The 6,009-nt window shown below is 40.7% G+C and carries 7 protein-coding genes and 1 tRNA gene; 3 read left to right on the forward strand and 5 right to left on the reverse strand.

What is annotated here, in order from left to right; genetic code table 11:
* Both ACTB1O_RS07665 and ACTB1O_RS07670 read right to left on the reverse strand, forming a co-directional pair.
* Window positions 1-794 (reverse strand): radical SAM protein (locus tag ACTB1O_RS07665; RefSeq protein ID WP_462994547.1); only part of this gene is annotated, 794 nt, incomplete at its 3' end.
* A complete protein-coding gene (locus tag ACTB1O_RS07670) occupies window positions 791-1,465 on the reverse strand; it encodes a S26 family signal peptidase (RefSeq protein ID WP_462994548.1) in 675 nt (224 codons plus the stop codon). The genes ACTB1O_RS07670 and ACTB1O_RS07665, both read right to left, overlap by 4 nt.
* 167 nt (window positions 1,466-1,632) lie before the next feature.
* On the opposite strand from ACTB1O_RS07670, the gene ACTB1O_RS07675 reads away from it, so the two are divergent.
* The 3 genes from ACTB1O_RS07675 (at window position 1,633) to ACTB1O_RS07685 (ending at window position 4,370) form a co-directional block, all read left to right on the forward strand.
* On the forward strand, window positions 1,633-1,968 hold the full coding sequence (locus ACTB1O_RS07675) for a cupin domain-containing protein (protein WP_462994549.1): 336 nt from the start codon (window positions 1,633-1,635) through the stop codon (window positions 1,966-1,968).
* A gap of 15 nt (window positions 1,969-1,983) precedes the next feature.
* Window positions 1,984-2,247 (forward strand): NAC family transcription factor, encoded by a 264-nt coding sequence (locus ACTB1O_RS07680; protein ID WP_462994550.1) that lies wholly within the window; start codon window positions 1,984-1,986, stop codon window positions 2,245-2,247.
* A 458-nt stretch (window positions 2,248-2,705) separates the two neighbouring features.
* On the forward strand, window positions 2,706-4,370 hold the full coding sequence (locus ACTB1O_RS07685; RefSeq protein ID WP_462994551.1) for a PAS domain S-box protein: 1,665 nt from the start codon (window positions 2,706-2,708) through the stop codon (window positions 4,368-4,370).
* A 28-nt stretch (window positions 4,371-4,398) separates the two neighbouring features.
* On the opposite strand, the gene ACTB1O_RS07690 is transcribed toward ACTB1O_RS07685, so the two are convergent.
* The 3 genes from ACTB1O_RS07690 to ACTB1O_RS07700 form a co-directional block, all read right to left on the reverse strand.
* Window positions 4,399-4,471 (reverse strand) — tRNA-Gln (locus ACTB1O_RS07690).
* 114 nt (window positions 4,472-4,585) lie between these two features.
* Window positions 4,586-5,251, reverse strand: coding sequence for a nitroreductase family protein (locus tag ACTB1O_RS07695; RefSeq protein ID WP_462994552.1), 666 nt, complete (start codon window positions 5,249-5,251; stop codon window positions 4,586-4,588).
* A gap of 104 nt (window positions 5,252-5,355) precedes the next feature.
* Window positions 5,356-6,009, reverse strand: a 654-nt coding sequence (locus ACTB1O_RS07700) for a hypothetical protein (protein ID WP_462994553.1), incomplete at its 5' end; no start/stop codon positions are given.

Genomic DNA, 6,009 nt, shown 5'->3' on the forward strand with positions numbered 1-6,009 from the left:
CCTCTTTCATAAAGTCTTGTATTTAAGTGGAGGTACGGAAGAGGCACGAGTTCTGTAAAACCGTGTGTTTCATCCTGTATGTCTCTTAAAACAGAGAGATGTTCTGCTCTGTCATTTTCAGTCTCAACTGATCCGTACATAATTGTTGAGGTTGATTTAAGGCCGAGGGAGTGCGCTTCTTTTATGATCCCTGACCATTCTTTGGTTGAAATTTTTGACGGGCAGATCACTTTTCTGACATCATCAACAAGTATCTCCGCACCTGTTCCCTGGAGTGTGCCAAGCCCTGCGGAAATGACCCTTTCAAGAACCTCTTTTGTTGAGATGCCGCTCATTTTTGCTGCATGGGATATTTCATCAGGGCTCATTGTATGGATATCAACACCCGGTGCCTCTTCAAGAATCCAGCTTAGAATATTTTCGTAGCTTCCAACATCAAAATCCGGATGAACACCTGAGAGAAGACAGATCTCTGTTACATTTCTTTTTTTTGCAAGCCTTGCACTCTCTTTTATGGATTCTTTGTTGAAGAGATACGCTTCGCTGTCAGAGGGCGGTTTTCCAAAGGCGCAGAAATTGCAGAGATTTCTGCAGATGTTTGTAACATGAATGTTCTGGTTTCTGACATATGTCACAACATCTCCTGCCTTTTTTTCACGCATCTCATCAGCAGCTTTTGCAATATCCCAGATTCGCCTGTCATTTATCTTCATCAGGCTCTCTGCTTCGGCAACTGTCATTCTGTGTCCTGAAAGGATATCATCAAGAAGAATTACAAGGTTTTTATCTCTCATTTTTTCTTATCCTCACGATGTCTGAGGTATAACTCGTGTATTATCATGATTAGAATCAGAATTATTGCAAATTCAAAAAGATGCAGGGGGGCATATCCTATGAATGGTAATGAGAACAGTGCCTTTCCAATAATCCATTCTTCTTTTACAGGTTTTATTACGCCGACATCTGCAATTCCGTACATCTGATCATAATTCTGGTTGTTGTCGCCCTTTGTGATGTATCCGCTGTTGATATCAGGATTTGTGGCATTTTGTTCATACCATCCGACAGCACGGTGGATTATCGGATGAATACTCTCATCCCCGTTTGGCCTGTAGATTATGACATCGCCGTAAACAGCATTCCCCTGTCTGTCCGGATTATCATTGAATCTTCCGTAGCCTGTGAGAATTCCGTCTTCCCATGTTGAAAGCTCTCCATATCTGTCAGGTGCAACGACAAAAACAAGGTCTCCCACATTCATGTTTGGAACCATGCTTCCTGATTCAACTGCGACAACAGCAGGCCATGTGCCTGAAAATAAAATAAGCAGGAGTGCTATTATGCCGACTGCGCATAATACCCATGCAATATCGCGGATTATGCCAATTGTAGGATCACTGCTGTTTAGGAATTTTTTTAGGGGATTTGTATCTTCATTCTGCCCCTTTTTTTTTGAACTTGTCATCTTATCGCGGTTTTTAAGTTTCTTTTACAGAATAGAAAGGGTTTACATATTTTAATTATTGCTATTATTGATCGACGGAGATAACAGTCAAAAGAATATGCGGTTCTTTTGGCTGTCAGAAAGATTCCCGAGTACGATGATATATGATGAGAGTTTAAGGAGTTATTATGAGTGATGAAAAAAGAGCAGAACTTAAGGGAATGATTCTGAATTTAAAGAGTCTTGTCGAGTACCAGGACGGAACGGTGGCAAGCAGGATGATTGTAAACAATAAGTCGGGGAGTATTACTCTTTTTTCATTTGATGAAAATGAGGGGCTTTCCGAACATACCGCCCCGTACGATGCTGTTGTAACAATACTTGACGGTGAATGCGAGGTCTGGGTTTTGGGAGATACTTTTTCAATGAAAGAAGGTGACACCATAATCTTTCCGGCAAATGCACCGCATGCACTCTCTGCTGTTACAAGGTTTAAGATGTCGCTCACAATGATTAGGGGCTAAAATAAGGAGGTATTTATGGCAGATAAAGACGGGGACTATTGCACTATCTGTGGCGGCATTGTACCTGGGGGAAATGATATAAAAAAAATCATAGTTGAGGATAAAGAGGTGGGGATAAATAAACTGGATTTCATTCTGGATGATGTTAAAAAGCTAAATTTAACGTCCGTTTCGGAGATAAAAGAAGAGCTCTTAAAAAGGGTCTGTGCCTTAAATTACATCCCGTCCAAAAAAAAAGAGATGTATGCCGAGGCATTGTTTCTGGAGTATGAAAAATGATGAATATTTCTGTTTCCCAATTTATATTTGAAGCAGTATTTTATCAGGTTATAGATCTATAATTAAAAAAACCGACTGAAATCTGTCACTTGCGGTTTTGAACTCTGCCAGACAGTAAAATATTCAAAATATGTATTATTTGTGAATTTAATCCCGGGGGGTGTATTATTTTTTCATTAAATGATCTTAAAAAAAGCCCTGTTAAGACAGGAATTATAGTAGCCATTTTAATAATTGCATTACTTCTCCCGATCTGGTACTTTTCAGGAATTGTCTATGAGGACAGACTGATAAATGCAGAGAAGGAACAGTTCCATTCTGATTTTTCATTTTACAGTAATTTTTTCACATATGCTTTAAATCAGCGTATCGGGCTTATTGAGGCATTATATTCCTTTGTTGTAGCCGGGCCTGAAATAAAAACGCTTGATGAGCATTTTGTTCCTTTTGCAGCGGCTTTGCATACGGGGTATCCCGGAATAAGAACTATTGCTGTTGCACCGGACGGTATTTTGAGGTATGTTTATCCGGTTGCAGGGAATGAAGAGATTGTTGGATATAATTTGCTAAACGATACCCGGCCTGCTGTAGTCCGGCAGAACAGTTACATATTCAATGGTAAACCGGTTGTCATGAGAGGACCTGTTGAAATGATTCAGGGAGGAGAGGGTATTGTTCTGACAAAAGGGATCTTTTTAAATGGCACCTATGAGGACGGAGAATTCTGGGGTTTTGTCATTATTGCAATAGATATGCCTGAGATATATAATCAGAGTGGAATAACCGGAGCTTCTAATTTTTTGGTTGCGCTAAAAAATGACGATTATGACATTTTCTATGGCAATCAGACGGTATTTGATAGTGATCCAATAATCCATGACATGAAAATAGGAAATGAAATATGGACTTTTGCAATTGTTCCCAAAGACGGATGGTGCTCTCTTGTATGCACTCAGTTAGAATTTTTCAGGTCAATAACCCTGATTTTTGTTCTGATTTCAGGGTTATTTGGCGGGTATGCGGCTTACAGTCATTTGTGGCTTAATGTGGCGGTCATTGAAAGGACAAAAGATCTTGAAAAGTCACAAAAAGATCTGTGGTTCAGGGATATGGCTATAGACTCCTCGGTAAGTCCTGTTGTAATTTCTAATAAATCGGGCAGGATTGTGTATATGAACAAAGCGGCTCTAAAACTCTGGGATCTCAGCGAAGAGGCCGCAAAAACGAAGAGTCTCTTATCTCTTTTCAGGGAGACTGATATTCTCCCTGGTTTTTTTGATGAAAAAAAGGAAAAGGTGAGCTGGACTGGGGATATAAAAGGAAAGAGGGCTGATGGTTCGGTATTCACTGCCCATGGCTCCGTGTCTGCAGTGACTGATAAATCCGGAATTTTTTACGGTGTTCATGGCTCCTTTATTGACATTACGGCAGGTAAAAAGACGGAAGAGGCATTATTCGAGAATAAGTACAAGTATTCTGAGATATTTGACAATGTAAATGAGATGATAATTGTAAACAGGCTTGTCACCGACTCTAAGGCTGATTATATGGGCATGATTATGGAGGTAAACAATATGGCCTGCGAGAAACTCAGCTACACAAGGGACGAACTGCTGTCCATGGAGCTTAAGGATATTCTTTCTGAGGAGTCAGAGGAAAATATCCCGAAGTTTACCAAAAAACTACTCCATGACGGCAGTTTATCAGCAGAGTTTTTCTTTGTCAGAAAGGACGGGAGTAGTTTTCCTGTACTTTCAAAAACACGTGTTTTAACTTATGGAGGCAGGAGATATGCCCTCTCCCTTGTTCAGGATCTGACACTTGAAAAAGAGTCCAGAAACCGTGAAATGGAGGCTTTAAAACAGATTGAGGAGAATCTGGTAAGACTTGCTGCGTTAAATGACGAGATAAGAAATCCATTGGCAGTAATTGTCGGTTATGTCTCTCTTGATAGCGGTGAGAATGCGGAAAAGATTTTGGATCAGGCAAAAATTATTGATCAGCTTATAGGCAGACTGGACCAAAGATGGCTTGAATCCGAGAAGATTAGGGAATACCTCAGGAAATATTACGATATTGAAGGTAACGGTTCAAACGGGGATGATAATAGCAAAAAGAACTAAAAATAATTACTTATTTAAAACAGTAAAATACCCCCGGGCGGATTCGAACCGCCGTCACCGGCTCCAAAGGCCGGTATGATTGACCACTACACTACGGGAGTCTGGTAATTATTCTGACAGAATATATTTCACAAATTACCTCAAAGAAAATTTGCTTTATTTATTTTGACGCATGAGATATTAAAACCAACATTATCATGGCATTTTAGTCCGGCCTAATCCAGCCATCTTGTGACTTCATCAACAGTAGGTCTGATAGCCAAAGGGAGCACTTTCTGAGGATAACCTGTTGCACAGCCCATTAATGCCCATTCTCCTGTGGAAATTCCCAGGAGCTTACAAAAGTCCGGATCATCTGCCATCTCCGCAGTGATTGAGACAATCTGGAAACCAAGTCCAAGAGCGGTTGCTTTCAGCCACATGTTTTCCAGACAGTGGCCAAGGGACTGGAGTTCAACCGGCGGGAAGCCACGTCGTTCGGCAACTACAATGTAATACGGAGCGGTTCCGACACCCGGTACAATCCTCTTCTTTTGGAATATCTTCATACGCTGTAAAAAACCAACGGCCTGCTTTCTGAGTCCTGCGTCTTTTTCCATTGCATGTTCAAGTTCCAGTATGTTTGCCTCCAGTTTCGCCATAACAAGCGGGGCAGCCGTTTTTATGGCTGAAGATCCTTTTCTTATTATAAAAAAACGCCTGAAATAGTCATCGGATTCTCCAACCGCCAGGGCGGCATAAGGTGCGAGAAGACCGGCGTGGATTATGCGGCTGATATCCTCTTCGGATGGTTCCTCTTCGCGAAACAACCTGTGAGTGCGTCTTGATGCAAGGATTTCGTCGATAATCGCATTTTTCTGTTCAATGTTGAGGTCATTCATGATATATCATATTTTTTCTTCCTGATTTGCACCTGTTAACCATCATTTCTCATGATATGTGCCGGATGTTATAACGCTTCTAAATTTGTTTTAAGGATACCGGTTTATACCTTATTCTTCGGACAATATTCAGTAAGGTAACATTCGTCGCATCCTGAGAGATCAGTTTTACAATAGTCCCTGCCAATCTCCCATATGACTGAATCTGCAATTCCCGGATAATCGGGGTATATTTTCCTTGCGGCCTCGATTATCTGCTGGTTGGATGCATTTTTAGGAACCATTCCAGTGCGTATGAATACTTTTTCAATCTGTGAATCAACTGAGATATCTATTTCATCAACACCCCTTAACGGCACTTTAAATTCCCTTACAAGAATATTGGCAGCCATTGTGGAGATTTTCTGACCCACTCCCGGGAAATTTGCAAATCGTTTTATCACTAATTTGCAGTCAGGCTGAGCTAACTGCCAGATACCTGCTGCATCATTCTTATATTCTGAATGGATTCTACTGACAGCTTTGTGGAAATAATTGGCCATCTTTTCGTTAAACCTGTGCAAATGTTTCTCAGCAAAAACTGAATTGATATCATCAAGGTTTAGGGATAAAAAGTTTTCAAACTTCTGGCCTCCACATTCCTGTGATATAATATACGGGATATTCCATGCCCGTTCTGCAGTTATTTGTCTGTCCATTACACAGCCGAGAACAAAAAAATGGGGATGGTTTTCAATGTCATTTAAAAGGGCGTCAGA

The organism is Methanomicrobium sp. (genome assembly GCF_055145805.1).